The following is a 14,516-nucleotide window of genomic DNA, read 5'->3' as shown; positions in this document are numbered from 1 at the left end:
CGACAAGCGCGCAAGGTTAGGCGAAGTTTGGGTTGCCCAGTTTCTCGCCCATCCAGCGGGCTGCCAGCGCTGGCCATTGATCCTGCGTGCCGGCCAGTTCCCGCAGCGCGAAGCCGTGTTCGGCCTGCGGGAAGACATGGGCCTCGACGTCGAGCCGGTGTTGCTGGGCCGCGGCGATCAGGTTGAGTGCATGGGCGACGGGCACGACGGGGTCGTGCAGCGCATAGGCCAGGAACACCGGGCAGCGCGGCAGGCCGTGGGGCTCGCTCGCGATGCCGATGGGCCAGGCGTCGTAGAAGGCTTGCTTTTCGGGCGGCGGAAAGTCGGGTTTGCCGGGCGGGAACTTGTGGTCACGGTGGTTGGCGTTGAGGGGAGCGTAGGCGATGACGGCGCCCGCCGATTCCCGCTGGCAGGCCATGACGCCGGCCAGATGGCCGCCGGAGGAGAGGCCCACGTGCAGCAGCGGCAGCGGCGGCAGCGTGGCGAGGTGATCCAGCGCGAGCAGACCGTCCTGCAGCGCGATGTCGAAGGGGTGGCCGTCCTGACCGGGCAGGCGATGCACCAGCACATGGGCGTCCAGCCCCAGCGTGTTCAGCCACTGCGCGATCTCGACGCCTTCCTTGTCGTGCATCAGCTGCAGGTAGCCGCCGCCGGCATAGACGAGGGCACGGCCGCGCGCCGGTGAGGGCGACGGATAGGCGTGCAGCTCGGCCCGCGTCGGGCGGCGGCAGATGCGGTCGGGCGATTCGCCGTCAAAGACATTCGGCGCGCCGGCTGACAGAGCAATGAGGTTCATCGTTTCTCGGGCAGCGGCAGGCCGAAGTCCGGCATGCCGTCGGCCGTGAACGCCAGCGGCTGTACGCGGGTGGCGCGACCGATGTCCTTCAGCGGGTCGCCGACGATGTCGCGGTAGTTGCGGGCATGGAAGACGTTCAGCACGCTGCCATCCGGCTCGGTGACGAAGCTGTTGTGGCCGGGGCCGTAAATGCCGTTCTCCGGGCTGCTGGTGAACACCGGGCCGGGCGACTTGCGCCAGTTCTTCGCGTCCAACAGGTCGGCGTTCTCGTCGGCCCACAGCAGGCCCAGGCAGTACTCGGCGCCGGTGCCGGCGGCCGAGTAGGTCATGAAGACGCGGCCGCCGTGGATGAGCACAGCCGGCGCCTCGTTGACGAAGTGGCGCACCTTCTCCCAGGCGTAGTCGGGCTGGCTCAGCCGCACCTGCGGGCCTTGCAGTTCGGTCGGGCTCTTCATGCTTGAGATGAAGATGTCGGTGCTGTGGTTCTTCTTCGCCAGGTCGGTCTGGGCCCAGGCCATGTAGCGCCGGCCGCGATGCTCGAAGACAGTCGCGTCCAGCGTGAACGTCTCCCACTGCGTCCTGATCTGGCCGCGCTCGGTCCACTCGCCCTGCATGGGGTCGGCAGAGGCGTTCTCCAGCACCCACAGGCGGATCTTCCACGGCTCCTTCGCTTCACCGGCGCTGAAGTAGATGAACCAGCGGTTGTCGATGAAGTGCAGCTCGGGCGCCCAGACGTGGTGGCTCATCGGGCCCTGCTCGTGCCGGCGCCAGATCACTTTCGGCTCGGCAGTGGCGAGGCCAGCGATGCTGCGCGCGCGGCGCAGCTCCAGCCGGTCGTATTCGGGCACCGTGGCCATCAGGTAGACCCAATCGCCGCGGCGCAGGATCTGCGGGTCGGCGCGCTGGGCGACCAACGGGTTGGGCCAGGATGTGGGCTGGGCGCCGGCGGGCAGGGCCGTGGCGAGCAGTGCAGTGGTCAGCAGCTGGCGGCGGGTGAGGTTTGCAGCAGACATGGTTCAGGGCAGGCGGTAGAACTCGGCCTCGACGATAGACAGCACGCCGCGGCCGAGGCGGCTGGCGCCGGTGTCGACGATTTTCTGGTTGGCGACTTCGGTATTCGCCGTTTCGGTGCCGCCTTCGGCCTCACCGGCCAGCTCGATGCCGACCGTCTGGCCGCGCTGGGGCTTGAGCGGCAGCGTCACATAGCCCAGGCTGCGCTCGGTCAGGCCGCGCCAGACCTCAGTGCCGTCGACACTGACGCGCAGCGGGTAGCGCCGCTCGCGCCAGCCGCCGAGCTTGAGCGTGATCTCGGTCAGCGTGGCCGGCTCGGCCAGCTTGAAGCGGATGGCACCCTTGCCGGACTCGCTGGTCCACGAGGTCGACTCGTCGTCGTCAATGGCCTGGCCGGGTGTGCCGCTGTCGGCCTCGACAGATGCGACGGCAACGGCCAGGCGGCTTGCCGTAAAGGAAGGTGTGGCCGGCGTCGTTCCCCGTGTGGATTGCGGCGCCAGGCCGTCCGCAGGGAAGCGGGTGCTCAAGCCGCCGATGACGGGCACGGGCTGTGAACGCAGTTCCAGCGTGGCCGGAGCCAGGCCGGGCGCCTCGGCGCGCAGCCGGATGACACCCGCGTCGGTCGTGCTGCGCACCAGCACGCGGTTGATGCCGCCTTCCACCGGCAGCTCGCGCGCCAGCACGAAGTTGCCCGGCCCCTGCGCAATGCCGCCACGCCACTCGGCAGGACCGTCCAGCGTGAACTTCACCGTGTCCAGCGCGATGGGGTTGCGTCTGCCGGCAGCGTCCACCACTTCGACCTGCACCAGCGCCAGGTCGGCGCCATCGGCCTGCAGGCCTTGCGGGTGGGTCTGCGCCGTCAGCTTCAGCGCCGCGGGCGCTCCCGCGGTGGTGCGGATGTCTTCGCAGACCTTGTTGCCGGCCTTGTCCAAGCCCACCGCACGCAGCTCTCCGGGCTCGAAGCGCACGCCGTCGAAGCGGAAGACAAAGGGCTCGCTCGCCGCGGTCGCGCCGAGGGGCTTTCCGTTCAACGTCAGCATCACGCGGGCCGCGCTGGAGATGACGGTGACGGTCTTGATCGCGCCGGTCGCGTAGTTCCAGTGGCCCAGCAGATGGGCTCGCGGCTGCTCGATGTCGACCCAACCATGCCACATCACCTGGTGAGCGAAGAAGCCCTCCTTCGGAATGCGCATCGCATCCACCTCGCCGCTGCGGCGGTAGTTCTCAGCGCCGCGGTGGTGGCTGTTGCTGTCGCTGAAGATGATGTTGACGCCGCCCGACGACACGCGCGTGCCGGTGCCCGGGCGCTCGCGCCAGAAGTCCACCCAGCGGCGCACGTCTTCCAGTGCGTGGGAATCCTGGTTGCGGTTGTAGGCCGCAGCGCTTTGGCCCTTGTGCTCGGGGCCGTCGCCGTCGCGATGAAAAGGCGGCGAGAGCTCGTCCCAGAACTTGCGGGCGCCCTCGTCGCGCGAGTACTCCATGGCCCACATCGGCCGCCGCGCGCTCTTGTTGACGTAGAGCATTTCGCCGCCGTACTCGGCCACGTCCTGCAGGGCTTGGGACAGCATCTCGCGGCTGCCAGCGGCGCGGCCACCGTTCGGGTCGAAGCGGTCACGCAATGCGGCCATCTCGCGCATGTGCTCGGCGCTGACGCCGCGGTTGCCCGACTCGTACATGAGGATGCTGGGGCTGTTGCGGAAGTAGACGATGGCGTCGCGCATGGCCTCCATGCGCTGCTCCCAGCGCCGGCCGGTCACGTCGGCCTCGGAGTCGCCCGCGGGCATGGCCTGCATCAGGCCTACGCGGTCCAGCGATTCGACGTCCTGCTTCCACGGCGCGGTGTGCATCCAGCGCACGAAGTTGGCATTGCTGGCCAGCATCTGGCCGTTGCTGTAGTCGCTGAGCCAGGGTGGTACCGACAGGCCGATGGCCGGCCACTCGTTGCTCGTGCGCTGGGCATAGCCCTTGAGCTGGATGACACGGCCGTTGAGCCTGACCATGCCTTGCGTGAACTCGGTCTGGCGAAAGCCCGTGCGCGTGACGACACGGTCAACGGGCTTGCCATCGGTGCTAAGCGTCGTCTCCACGTCGTAGAGGGCGCCGTGGCCCCAGCTCCAGAACTGCAGGCCGGTCACGAGCGCCTTGGCGCTGACGGTGACGGTGGCGCCGGCGGGAATGGTTTGGGTGGGCGCCCTGAACGTCGCGATGACGCGGCCGCCCGGCTCGCGCAGCGTCACCTCATAACCAAAGCGGCGCGGCCGGCCGTGCTCGTTGCGCACCTGGGCTTCGGCCGTGATGGTCGCGCGGCCGGCCTTCTGGTCGAAATCCTTGGCATAGATGTAGACGCCGGTCGTGCCGAGGTTGGAGAGCAGTGGCAGCGTCTGGTAGAGCCTGTCGGTGAGGTGCAGCCGCAGGTTCTTGGGCAGGCCACCGTAGTTGGCGTTGAAGTTGCGGTCAGCCCACTGATAGCGCTGGTTGGTCGCCTGCTCGCGGTAGTCCCAGCGGTTGTCGGTGCGCACTGCGATGAGGTTGTCGCCGGGTTTCACGGCCTGGCTCAGGTCGAAGCCGAAGGCGGTGACGCCGTTCTCATGCAGGCCGATGCGCTGGCCGTTGACCCAGACCTCGGCGGCCTGGCGGGCGCCTTCGAACTCGATGAAGACCTTGCGGGTGGCAACGTCGGCGGGCAGCGTGAAGCTTTTGCGATACCAGGCGATGCCGGTGCTGTGGTCGACGATGTCCTTGGCGAAGGCATCGTCCTCGTTCCAGGCGCGGGGGAGGGTGACGGGCTTCCAGCTGGCGTCGTCGAATGTCGTGCTTTCGGCGCCCGGCGCGTCGCCGACGTGCAGGCGCCAGCCGGGGTTGAAGTTGTAGGTCTCGCGGGCGGCTTGGGCCGACAGCGCCGCCGCGGCCAAGGCGAGGGCGGCCAGCCATCGCTTCATTTCGCCTGCGCCTTGTAATGCTCGGCCAGCACGTCAAACGCCAGCTTGCGCTGCCCGGTCTCGGAGATCAGGCCCTTGCGGTTCCAGCCGTTCTGATAGACCGGGTGCTCGCGGCGCGGCGAGCGGAAGTCCTTCAGCACCCAGGGCGACAGGCCGCGCAGCGTGGGCACGTTCGCCGCCATGGCCAGCGTGGCGCGGTAGTAGTCGGCCTGGTAGTCCTCGGAGAACTTCGGCTTGAGCGCCGGGTCGCGGAAGCCCGCGAAAGCGTCGGCACCGAACTCGGAGAACAGCAGCGGCTTGTCCGCAGGCACATCCCAGCGCAGCCGGCGCACCGTGTCCAGCGTGTCGTCGCCATACCAGCCGGCATAGGTGTTGACGGCGATGACGTCGAGCTGCGGTAGCAGCGGGTCGGCGATGTGGATGGTGTCGCCCTTGCGCTCGACGAGCAGGGCGGCGCTGACGAGGCGGCTCGGGTCGAGCGCGCGCACGGTTTCGGCCAGCGCGGTGTGGAAGCGCGTGCGGTTCTCGGCCACCGGCGTCTCGTTGCCGATGCTCCACAGGATCAGCGCCGCGCGGTTGCGGTCGCGGTAGATGGTCTCGGCCTGCATGCGGCGGCCCTTGTCGAGCACGGCGGGCGTGTCCCAGTCGATGCTCCAGTAGACGGGGATCTCGCTCCAGACCAGCAGGCCCAGTTCGTCGGCCACGCGCAGCATGGTCTCGTTGTGCGGGTAGTGGGACAGGCGCACATAGTTGCCATGCAGGCCGTTCTTCACCTCGCCGAGCAGGCGGCGCGCGGCGGCCTCGTCGATGCGTCGCGCCGGGTTGGGGCCGAGCTCTTCCTCATGGATGGAGATGCCGCGCAGCGTGATGGGCTGGCCGTTCAAAAGGATGTCGCTGCCGCGCACGGCGATGGTCCGAAAGCCCATGCGGTCGCGCACGTGGTCACCGCCGGCCTCGAACTCGACGTCGTAAAGCGTCGGCGACTCGGGCGACCAGCGCTTCAATGCCGCCGGCGCGGTGGTGTCGAAGCGGGCCTCGCCGTTCGCGTCGGTGCGGGCCCGCAGCGTGAGGTTCAGCGCGCCTATGCGCAGGCTCACGGCCTGGTTGGCCGCCTGCGGGCCGTTGAGTTGCAGGCTGCCGACGATGCGGCCGGCCTGGGTCAGGCGCAGCGTGGCGTCGTCGATGAAGGTGGCGGGCGTCTGGAACAGCTTGACCGGCCGCGTGATGCCGCCGTACAGATCCCAGTCGGTGATCTCGGCCGGAATGGTCTGGGCGTCGTGCTTGGAATCGACGCCGACGACCAGGCGGTTGCCCGTCTCGCGCAGGGCCTGAGTGACCTCGACGACAAAGGGCGTGAAGCCGCCTTCATGCTTGCCGACCTCCTGGCCGTTCAGGAAGATGGTGCTGCGGTAGTTGACGGCCTCGAAGCGCAGGAAGCTGCGCCGACCCGGCTTGACGGGGGCATCGAAGCGGCGCTGGAACCACATCAGGCCATCGAAGTAGCGCAGCTCGGGAACGGCGGAGTTCCAGGCGCCCGGGAGTTCCATCGTCGGCGAGCGGTCGAGGTCGTATTCGAAGAAGCCCGCGCCGCCCTTGGCCTCGGACGCGGCCACGTCGACATCCCGAAAGCGCTGCATGCGCGGCTTGGCGGGCCAGCCGTTGATGTCGGTGAATCCCGTCCGGTAGAGGTCCTTGGAATAGGTCCAGCGGCCCGACAGATCCTGGTCGGCGGCGCGGGCCGTCAGCAGCAGGGATGGGCGCAGCGAGTCGGCGGCGAGCGTCGGTAGGGCGAGGGCCCAGGCCAGGGCGAGGGTGATCCAGGTGCGCATGACGACCCGCCTTCAATTGAAGTGGAAGAGGGGCTGCAGCGGCCACTGGCGCGGCTTGTTGTCGGGCTCGACCTCCATCAGGTCGGCCATGTAGTCCCACCAGCGGCGCATGACGGGCCGCTGGGGCAGGGCGTCGAAGGCGGTGCCTGGCTTGCGCTTGAGCACGGCAAAGAGGGACAGCGTGGCTTCGTCCAGGAAGATCCAGTAGTCATGGATGCCGGCCTCGCGCAGGGCCGCGGCCAGGTCGGGCCAGAGCTCGTCGTGGCGGCGCTTGTACTCCGGCACGACGCCGGGCTTGAGCTGCATCTTGAAAGCCAGGGTCTCGTCGCTCATCGTCATGTCTCCTTGTCTTATTGAACGTCCTGCTCGGCCATCGGCAGGGCCGACACGTCGCGGCGGCGCAGGGCGGGATCATGTCTCCAGCAGGCGCTGCTCAGGCCATCGAGTTCGATGTCTGTGCCAACGGCGATGGGCTCTCCAAGCGACATGCGACTGTCCGCAAAGCGCCAGTCCACGGCGTCCAGCACATGGCCGCCGCGTTGCGCCTCGATGTCCAGCCCCGTGAAGTGGAAGCCCCGCAGCGGCGTCTCGGCATAGGCGTCGACCTCGAAGGCGACTGCCGCGCCGCGCGCCTTGAGGCGCTCGATGCGCACACCGTTCACCTGCACACGGCCCTGCTCGGCGGGCACCGGCGTGGCCAGGTTGAGCCAGTGCGCGGGTGCGCCGGCACGCTCGGCGGCGGGGATGCGGGCGCAGCTGAAGGCGGGGTTCCAGTTCATCGTCACGCGCAGCGCGGTGGGTACGTCGTGCAGAACGAGATCGCTGATCGTCACGCCCTCGATGAAGCCGCCACGGCTGGGCGCGGACTTGAACAGCAGGCCCACCGGCACCGGCGCGTGGACCTCGATGCGCCGCGCCGTGATGCGCTGGAAACCGCCCGAGGTCTCGCTGCCGAAGGTCAAGCCCGCGGCGCCCTCGCGGACGATGCAGTCGCTGATGCTGATGTCTTCGCAGGGCCGCGCGACGCGCAGGCCGTCGGCGTCGCGGCCGGCCTTCAGCACCAGGGCGTCATCGTTGACGGCGATGTCGGCGCGGCGGATCTGCACACGGCGCGAGGAGTCGATGTCGATGCCGTCGGTCGATGGGCCGCGCGCGCCACCGTCGTTGTTGCGAATGGTGATGGCGTCGACGGTCACGTCCTCCGAGTAGCAGAGGTGCAGCGTCCAGAAGCCGGAGCGGCGCAGCAGCAGGCCGTCGCCAATGTGGATGCGAGCCGCCTCGAACACCTGGATCAACCGGGGGCGCCGCGCGTCGTAGTCCGACGCCCAGCGCAGGCTGCGCGGCTCGTACAGGGCGCGCAGGGCCCAGTAGCTGTCCCAGAAGACCTGGCCATCGCCGTCGATGCAGCCTTCGCCGACGAGGCCGACGTCATGCTCGCCGTAGATGTTGACCAGCGCCGCCGGCCAGCGCATCTCGATGCCTGAAACGCGAGTGGCCAGCAGTGGGTAGTCGGCCAGGTTGCGCGAGCCCAGCAGCGTGGCGCCGCGATCCAGGCGCAGCGTCATGCCGCTTTTCAGGAACAGCGAACCCGTCAGGTAGGTGCCGGGCGGGATTCGCAGCGTCGTGCGCTGCAGCGCCGCGGCATCAATGGCGGCCTGCAGCGCCCGCGTGTCGAGCGTGAGGCCGTCACCGCGCGCGCCGAAGTCCTGCGGGCTCACCTCAAACGATGCCCGAGCCGCTGGCGCCTGCCTTCGGCGGGCGCTTGACGGCGGCCTTCTCGCGGTAGCCGCTTGCGCGGTAGGCCGCGACCGGGTCGATCGCGCCGCCGGCACGCAGGCGGGCCATGGCGAGGATGGGGCTGACGTCGGTGCGGAAGGCCTTCTTCAGCGCCTGTGCGGACTGCAGCGCATCGTTGGCTTCCTGGAAGCCGGCCAGCGCCTTGCGGTCCACCAGCGCGGCCTGCACGAAGGCGCGCTGCACTTCCACCGCGCTGCTCATCAGGCTCTCGATGGGGTCGGTCACGTTGTGCGACTGGTCCAGCATGTAGGCGGGCTTGAAGGCGCTGCCGTCGCGCGATGCCGCATCGGCCAGCTCGTTGAAGACGAGGAAGAGCTGGAAGGGGTCGATGGAGCCCGAGTCCAGGTCGTCGTCGCCGTACTTGCTGTCGTTGAAGTGGAAGCCGCCCAGCTTGCCGAACTGCGCCAGGCGGGCCACGATCATCTCGATGTTGGTGTTGGGCGCGTGGTGGCCCAGGTCCACCAGGCACTTGGCCTTCTCGCCCAGCGTTTGCGCGGCGGCGAAGCTGGTGCCCCAGTCGGCGATGACGGTGCAGTAGAACGCTGGCTCGAACAGCTTGTGCTCGATGTACATCAGCCAGTCGTCCGGCAGCGCGGCGTAGATGCCCTTTGCGCTGTCGAGATAGCGCTCCAGCGAACCGCGCAGGTTGTGCTGGCCGGGGAAGTTGGCGCCGTCGCCGACCCACACTGTCAGGCCCTTGGAGCCCAGCGTCTTGCCCAGCTCGATGCAGTCGATGTTGTGCGCCACGGCCTGCTCGCGGGCGGCCTGGCTTTGTGCAGTCAGGCTGCCGTATTTGTAGCTGTGGGCCTGGCCGGGCTGGTCCTGGAAGGTGTTGGAGTTGACGGCGTCAAAGCTCAGGCCCAGGCTGTCGGCCTGCTGGCGCAGGGCCTTGGGGTCGCTCGGCTTGTCCCAGGGGAAGTGCAGCGACACGGTGGGCGTGGCGCGCGTCAGCTGGTGGATGACGGCGCAGTCCTCCAGCTTCTCGGTCACGTCACGCGGCTCGCCCTTGCCGGGGAAGCGCGCGAAGCGCGTGCCGCCCGTGCCCACGCCCCAGCTGGGCAGGGCGACGGCGAAGGTCTGGGCGGTGGCGGTCAAAGCCTCGATGTCGACGCCGCGGCGGGACAGCATGCCGCCCAGCGCGTCGTAGTCGGCCTGCAGCGTGGCGCGCTGGCTGGCGTTGTGCTGCTCGACCTGGGCCGTGTCGATGATGTTGGTTGTCATGGTTGTCTCCTGGCCGCCGTGTCAACGAGTAAATGCGGCGGCGTTGCCCGCGTCAACGTTGAGGACGTTACCCGTGCTCTTGCCGGACTTGTCGCTGGCCATGAAGTAGACCGCTTCGGCGATGTCCTCGGGCAGCACGCTGAGCTTGAGCATGCTGCGCTGGCGGTAGAACTCTTCGATGTTGTCGCTGTCGATCTTGTTGGACGCGGCGCGCTCTTCCTTCCACTTGCCGTCCCAGATGCGCGAGCCGCGGATGACGGCGTCGGGATTGACGACGTTGACGCGCACGCCGATGGGCGCGCCTTCCAGCGCCACACAGCGGGCCAGGTGGATCTCGGCCGCCTTGGCTGTGCAATAGGCCGAGGCGCCGGCGGACGCGACGAGGCCGTTCTTGCTGGCCACGAACACCATGCTGCCGCCGATCTTCTGCTGCTTCATCAGGCGGAAGGCACCGCGGCTGACGAGGAAGTAGCCGGTGACGAGGATGTTCTGGTTGCGGTTCCAGATCTCCAGCGTGGTGTCTTCCAGCGGTGCGGCCGAGGCGATGCCGGCGTTGGAGACGAGGATGTCCAGGCCGCCAAAGCGCAGCGCCGTGGCTGACAGCAGCGCTTCCACTTCGGCCTCGGACGTGATGTCACCGCGCACGGCAGCCACGTTGTCCTTGCCACCGGCCTTCAGCAGGTTCTGGCGGGCTTCTTCCAGCGCCTCGGCGTCGATGTCGGTCAGCATCACGCAGGCGCCTTCCTGCAGCAGCTGGCGCGCCACCGCCTGGCCGATGCCACCGGCGCCGCCGGTGACCAAGGCCACGCGGCCGGCCAGGCTCTTGGGCTTGGGCATGCGCTGCAGCTTGGCTTCTTCAAGCAGCCAGTACTCGATATCAAAGGCTTCCTGCTCGGGCAGGCCGACGTATTTGTCGACGCCGTTCGCACCGCGCATCACGTTGATGGCGTTGACGTAGAACTCGCCGGCGATGCGGGCCGTGGCCTTGTCCTTGGCGAAGGACAGCATGCCCACGCCGGGGATCAGGTAGATGATGGGGTTGGCATCGCGCACGGCCGGGCTGTTGGCGCGCTTGCAGCGCTCGTAATAGGCCACGTAGTCGGCGCGGTAGTCTTCCAGCGCCTTGTCCAGGCCGGCCAGCAGCGCGTCGACGTCGGGCTGGGTCGGGTCGAAGTCCAGCACCAGCGGGCGGATCTTGGTGCGCAGGAAGTGGTCGGGGCAGGACGTGCCCAGAGCGGCCAGGGCGGCCAGGTCCTTGCTGCCGACGAACTCCAGCACCGCGGCGCTGTCGTTGAAGTCGCCCAGCTTGCGTTCGCTGGCGCTGATGCGGCCGCGCAGCGCGGGCATCAGCTTGGCGGCGAGGGCTGCGCGCTCTTCGGCGGGCAGGGTGATGGTCTTGACGCCGCCGAACACCGGCTGCTTGATGTTCTCGGCCAGCCACTGCTCGGCCAGGCGGATCATCTCCAGCGTGATCTCGTAGCAGCTCTTGGCCGTGTCGCCCCAGGTGAACAGGCCGTGGCCTTCCAGGATGATGCCCTTCAGGTTCGGCTGCGACGTGGCCAGGGCTTCGAGTTTGAGGCCCAGGTCGTAGCCGGGGCGCTGCCAGGGCAGCCAGCCCAGCTGGCCGCCGAAGATCACTTCGGTCAGGCGGCGGCTATCGGCACAGGCGGCGATGGCGATGATGGCGTCAGGGTGCATGTGGTCGACATGCGCCTTCGGGATATAGGCGTGCAAAGGCGTATCGATACTCGCCGCTCGCGGATTCAGATTGAAGGTGCAGTGCGGCAGGTAATCCACCATCTCGTCTTCATGTTCCAGGCCGCGATAACGTTGCTTAAGCGCCTGCAGCTTGTCCATATAGAGCGTGGAGAAACCATCCAGCTTGATGGACCCCAAATCGCCGCCCGAGCCCTTGACCCACAGTACCTCGACATCCGCGCCGGTCAGGTGGTCGCGCATCAGAACCTTGGCCGAGGTATTGCCGCCGCCGAAATTCGTCACGCGCAAATCGGAGCCCAACAGATTGGAGCGGTAGAGCAGCAGTTCGGGTTCGCTCAACTTGGCTGCCACGGCATCGTCCCACTTGGAGACGATGGGAGCCGTATCTGAGAATTTGGCGGGAGTTTGGGAATTTGCAGTCATCAGCTTGCCTGTATTCAGTCCGTCATTCATCTCCGTGAGCGCAGCCTGCGACCCGGAGCCCGCCATTCGCGGGATTAGCGGAGCGCAGTGTGGGCCGAAACAGCGCGCCATGGTCGGCGCCGGTGCAGTAAATCAAAAGGATGAGCGAATGCATCGGCCGCGGCACCTCCGCTCACGAAACGCTCATGGCCGTGAGCGTTTGCTGATTGACCTTGTCACGCAGCTGACGTAATCTGCACTTGGAACAGCGTTTCACCCAGGCTTTGATTGCTTCTGAGCGTGAGTGGATTGGGCTGTTGCTGCCGGCGCCTACGCTCACCGGCTGCGATCAAGGAGCCGGCCTCAGCCGGGCCGCCAAGCCAAGCGACGCCTGCCCTTCAGAGGCTGGGTGCCATAAATACGAGACAACGGTCGCCGCCGATTCTCCGGGGCGCCCGATAAAGGTGATCCACATGATCAATCACAAGCGTCACAAGCGTCTGCTCAAACTGCTGGACGAACGCGAGCACGCCAGCGTTCAGCAATTGATGGACTGGTTGTCGGCCTCGGCCGCGACGGTGCGGCGGGATATTTCCTGGCTGGCCGCAAAAAACCAGTTGACCCGCACTCGAGGCGGCGCGCAAAGGTTGGAGCAGAAGAAAAAGTCATACACGCTGTCCAGCGAGACTTTTCAAAACAATGCCCAGCAACATACCGCCGCCAAGCGCGCCATCGCGCGTTATGCCACCTCGATGTGCAATGACGGAGAAACCATCATCATCAATGGCGGTACCACCACCTTCATGATGGCGGAGTTTCTCGTCGAGAAGCGGCTGAAGATTCTCACCAACTCCTTCCTGATGGCCGAGCGCCTGCTCGTCACCAGCGACAACGAGATCATTCTGCCCGGCGGCAAGGTTTACCGCGAGCAGAACGTCATCCTCAGCCCGTTCGAGAACGACGTGGCCCAGCACCACTACGCGGCCAAGATGTTCATGGGCGTCTACGGGCTGTCCATCCTGGGCCTGATGGAGGCCGACCCGCTGCTGATCCAGGCGGAGAAGCGCCTCATCAGCCAGGCGGAGGAGCTGATCGTGCTGGTGGACAGCTCCAAGTTCCAGCGCAAGGCGGGCCTGGTGCTGTGCGGCTTGAACCGCGTGTCCACCGTCATTACCGACACCGGCGCGTCCGACAGCGCCGTGCAACTGCTGGAGCACTACGGCGTGCGTGTCATCACCGTGGAGCCTGAAGCCGTGGACCCTCGCGTGGTGGAGGCTTCGGCGCTGAGCTCGCATGACTATGCGGCCGTGCTGGAGTCGGGCTCCTACCACCGGCACGCGGGGCTGGTGTCTTGAGCCCTGCGGCCGGCGATCTCGTTTCAGGCACCGTCGTCCTCGACATCGGCAAGACCAACGCCAAGCTGACCCTCATCGACGCGGCTGGCAAGACGCTGGCCGAGGCGCGCACGCCCAACACCGTGCGGCGAGACGGGCCTTATCCGCACCACGACACCGAGAGGCTGTGGGGCTGGCTGCTGGGTCAACTGCGCGAGTTGTCGACGCTGGCCCAGATCCGAGCCATCGTGCCGGTCACGCATGGGGCGACAGCGGCGTTGAGCGACGATGCGGGCCTGGTGCTGCCGGTGCCCGATTACGAGCATGTGCCGGGCGATGCCACGGACGCCGCGCGGTATGACACGCTGCGGCCGCCGTTCGACGAGAGCGGTTCGCCGCGGCTGCCGGCCGGCCTCAACCTCGGCCGCCAGCTGGACTGGCTGCAGGCGCGCTTCCCTGAAGAGTTCGCTCGCACCCGGCATGTGCTGATGTACCCGCAGTACTGGGCCTGGCGGCTGTGCGGGGTGGCTGCGAGCGAGGTCACTTCCTTGGGTTGCCATACCGACCTGTGGCGTCCCCGGGTGGGCCGCTGGTCCAGCCTGGTCGAGCGCCTGGGCTGGGAGAAGCTGTTCCCGCCGCGCCGCGATGCCTGGTCGCGCTTGGGCAAGCTGCGGCCCGAGCTGGCCGCGGACACCGGCCTGCCCGGCGACTGCGAGATCGTCTGCGGCATCCACGACAGCAATGCCTCGCTGCTGCGCCATCTGCTGACCCTGCAGCAGAGCGGCCCCTGCACGGTGCTGTCCACCGGCACCTGGGTCATCGCGGCGGCCCTGGGTTCGGCGACCCAACCTCTCGTCGAGGCCCAGGACATGCTGGCCAACTGCGATGTCTTTGGCGACGCAGTGCCCTGCATGCGCTTCATGGGTGGGCGCGAATTCGGTGCCATTGCCGGCGCGCAGCCAGCCAGCTTCGGCCTGGACGAACTGCAGCGCCTCATTGCGCAGTGCACCCTGGCCTTGCCCTGCTTTGCCGAAACCGGCGGGCCGTTCGCCGGCCAATCCGGTCGCGTCACAGGCCCTGCGCCGAGCACGCCCGCCGAGCAGGCCGCGCTGGCCACGCTCTACGTCGTGCTGATGGCCGACCATTGCCTGGCCGCCCTGGGCACCACCGGCCGTGTCGTCGTCGAAGGCGCATTCACGGCCAACCGCTGGTTCGGCCCGCTGCTGGCCGGCCTGGCCGAAGGCCGCGACGTGACCGTGTCGGACGACAGCAGTGGCACGACCTGCGGCGCCTGGCTGCTGGACGCCTGGGGCAGCGCGCCCGAGGCGGCAGCCGCGCCGGTGGCCGCATTGAACCTGCCGGGATGGCGGGCCTACCGCGACGCCTGGCGCACAAGCACCGGCGCGCACTGATCTGCAAGCCACGAAGAAGAAGGGCCGGCCTCCCGCGAGGCCGGCCCTTTGACTTG

At 67.9% G+C, this 14,516-nt stretch carries 10 protein-coding genes; 2 read left to right on the top strand and 8 right to left on the bottom strand.

The window, feature by feature from the left end:
• Positions 1-16: 16 nt before the first annotated feature.
• The 8 genes from ACXJKM_RS02230 to ACXJKM_RS02195 are packed head-to-tail and all read right to left on the bottom strand — an operon-like array spanning position 17 to position 11,735.
• Positions 17-796 (bottom strand): alpha/beta hydrolase, encoded by a 780-nt coding sequence (locus tag ACXJKM_RS02230; RefSeq protein ID WP_457349986.1) that lies wholly within the window; start codon positions 794-796, stop codon positions 17-19.
• Positions 793-1,809, bottom strand: coding sequence for a glycoside hydrolase family 43 protein (locus ACXJKM_RS02225; protein ID WP_457349984.1), 1,017 nt, complete (start codon positions 1,807-1,809; stop codon positions 793-795). Before ACXJKM_RS02225 ends, ACXJKM_RS02230 begins: the two co-directional genes overlap by 4 nt.
• A gap of 3 nt (positions 1,810-1,812) precedes the next feature.
• Complete coding sequence (locus ACXJKM_RS02220) at positions 1,813-4,746, bottom strand: glycoside hydrolase family 2 protein (RefSeq protein ID WP_457349982.1); 2,934 nt, start codon at positions 4,744-4,746, stop codon at positions 1,813-1,815.
• Positions 4,743-6,575 carry a glycoside hydrolase family 2 protein gene (locus tag ACXJKM_RS02215; RefSeq protein ID WP_457349980.1) on the bottom strand — a complete coding sequence of 611 codons (1,833 nt, stop codon included), beginning with the start codon at positions 6,573-6,575 and terminating at the stop codon, positions 4,743-4,745. The genes ACXJKM_RS02220 and ACXJKM_RS02215 overlap by 4 nt, the downstream gene beginning before the upstream one ends.
• Before the next feature lie 12 nt (positions 6,576-6,587).
• Positions 6,588-6,914 carry an L-rhamnose mutarotase gene (locus tag ACXJKM_RS02210; RefSeq protein WP_457349978.1) on the bottom strand — a complete coding sequence of 109 codons (327 nt, stop codon included), beginning with the start codon at positions 6,912-6,914 and terminating at the stop codon, positions 6,588-6,590.
• A gap of 11 nt (positions 6,915-6,925) precedes the next feature.
• A complete protein-coding gene (locus ACXJKM_RS02205) occupies positions 6,926-8,293 on the bottom strand; it encodes a glycoside hydrolase family 28 protein (protein ID WP_457349976.1) in 1,368 nt (455 codons plus the stop codon).
• Between the two features lies 1 nt (position 8,294).
• Entirely contained in the window at positions 8,295-9,593 is a 1,299-nt protein-coding gene (gene rhaI / locus ACXJKM_RS02200) for an L-rhamnose catabolism isomerase (protein ID WP_457349974.1), read from the bottom strand.
• Between the two features lie 21 nt (positions 9,594-9,614).
• Positions 9,615-11,735, bottom strand: a complete 2,121-nt coding sequence (locus tag ACXJKM_RS02195; protein ID WP_457349972.1) for a bifunctional rhamnulose-1-phosphate aldolase/short-chain dehydrogenase — start codon at positions 11,733-11,735, stop codon at positions 9,615-9,617.
• 239 nt (positions 11,736-11,974) lie between these two features.
• Between ACXJKM_RS02195 and ACXJKM_RS02190 the strand changes: the two genes are divergently transcribed.
• Both ACXJKM_RS02190 and ACXJKM_RS02185 read left to right on the top strand, forming a co-directional pair.
• Positions 11,975-13,069: a DeoR/GlpR family DNA-binding transcription regulator gene (locus ACXJKM_RS02190; protein ID WP_457349970.1), complete on the top strand. Its 1,095-nt coding sequence runs from the start codon at positions 11,975-11,977 to the stop codon at positions 13,067-13,069.
• Positions 13,066-14,460 carry an FGGY-family carbohydrate kinase gene (locus tag ACXJKM_RS02185; RefSeq protein ID WP_457349968.1) on the top strand — a complete coding sequence of 465 codons (1,395 nt, stop codon included), beginning with the start codon at positions 13,066-13,068 and terminating at the stop codon, positions 14,458-14,460. Before ACXJKM_RS02190 ends, ACXJKM_RS02185 begins: the two co-directional genes overlap by 4 nt.
• The last annotated feature ends 56 nt before the right edge of the window (positions 14,461-14,516 follow it).

It is taken from the genome of Roseateles sp. P5_D6, from assembly GCF_054049415.1.
The sequence above is the reverse complement of the archived record's forward strand: the minus strand, read 5'-3'. Positions and strand labels throughout refer to the sequence as shown.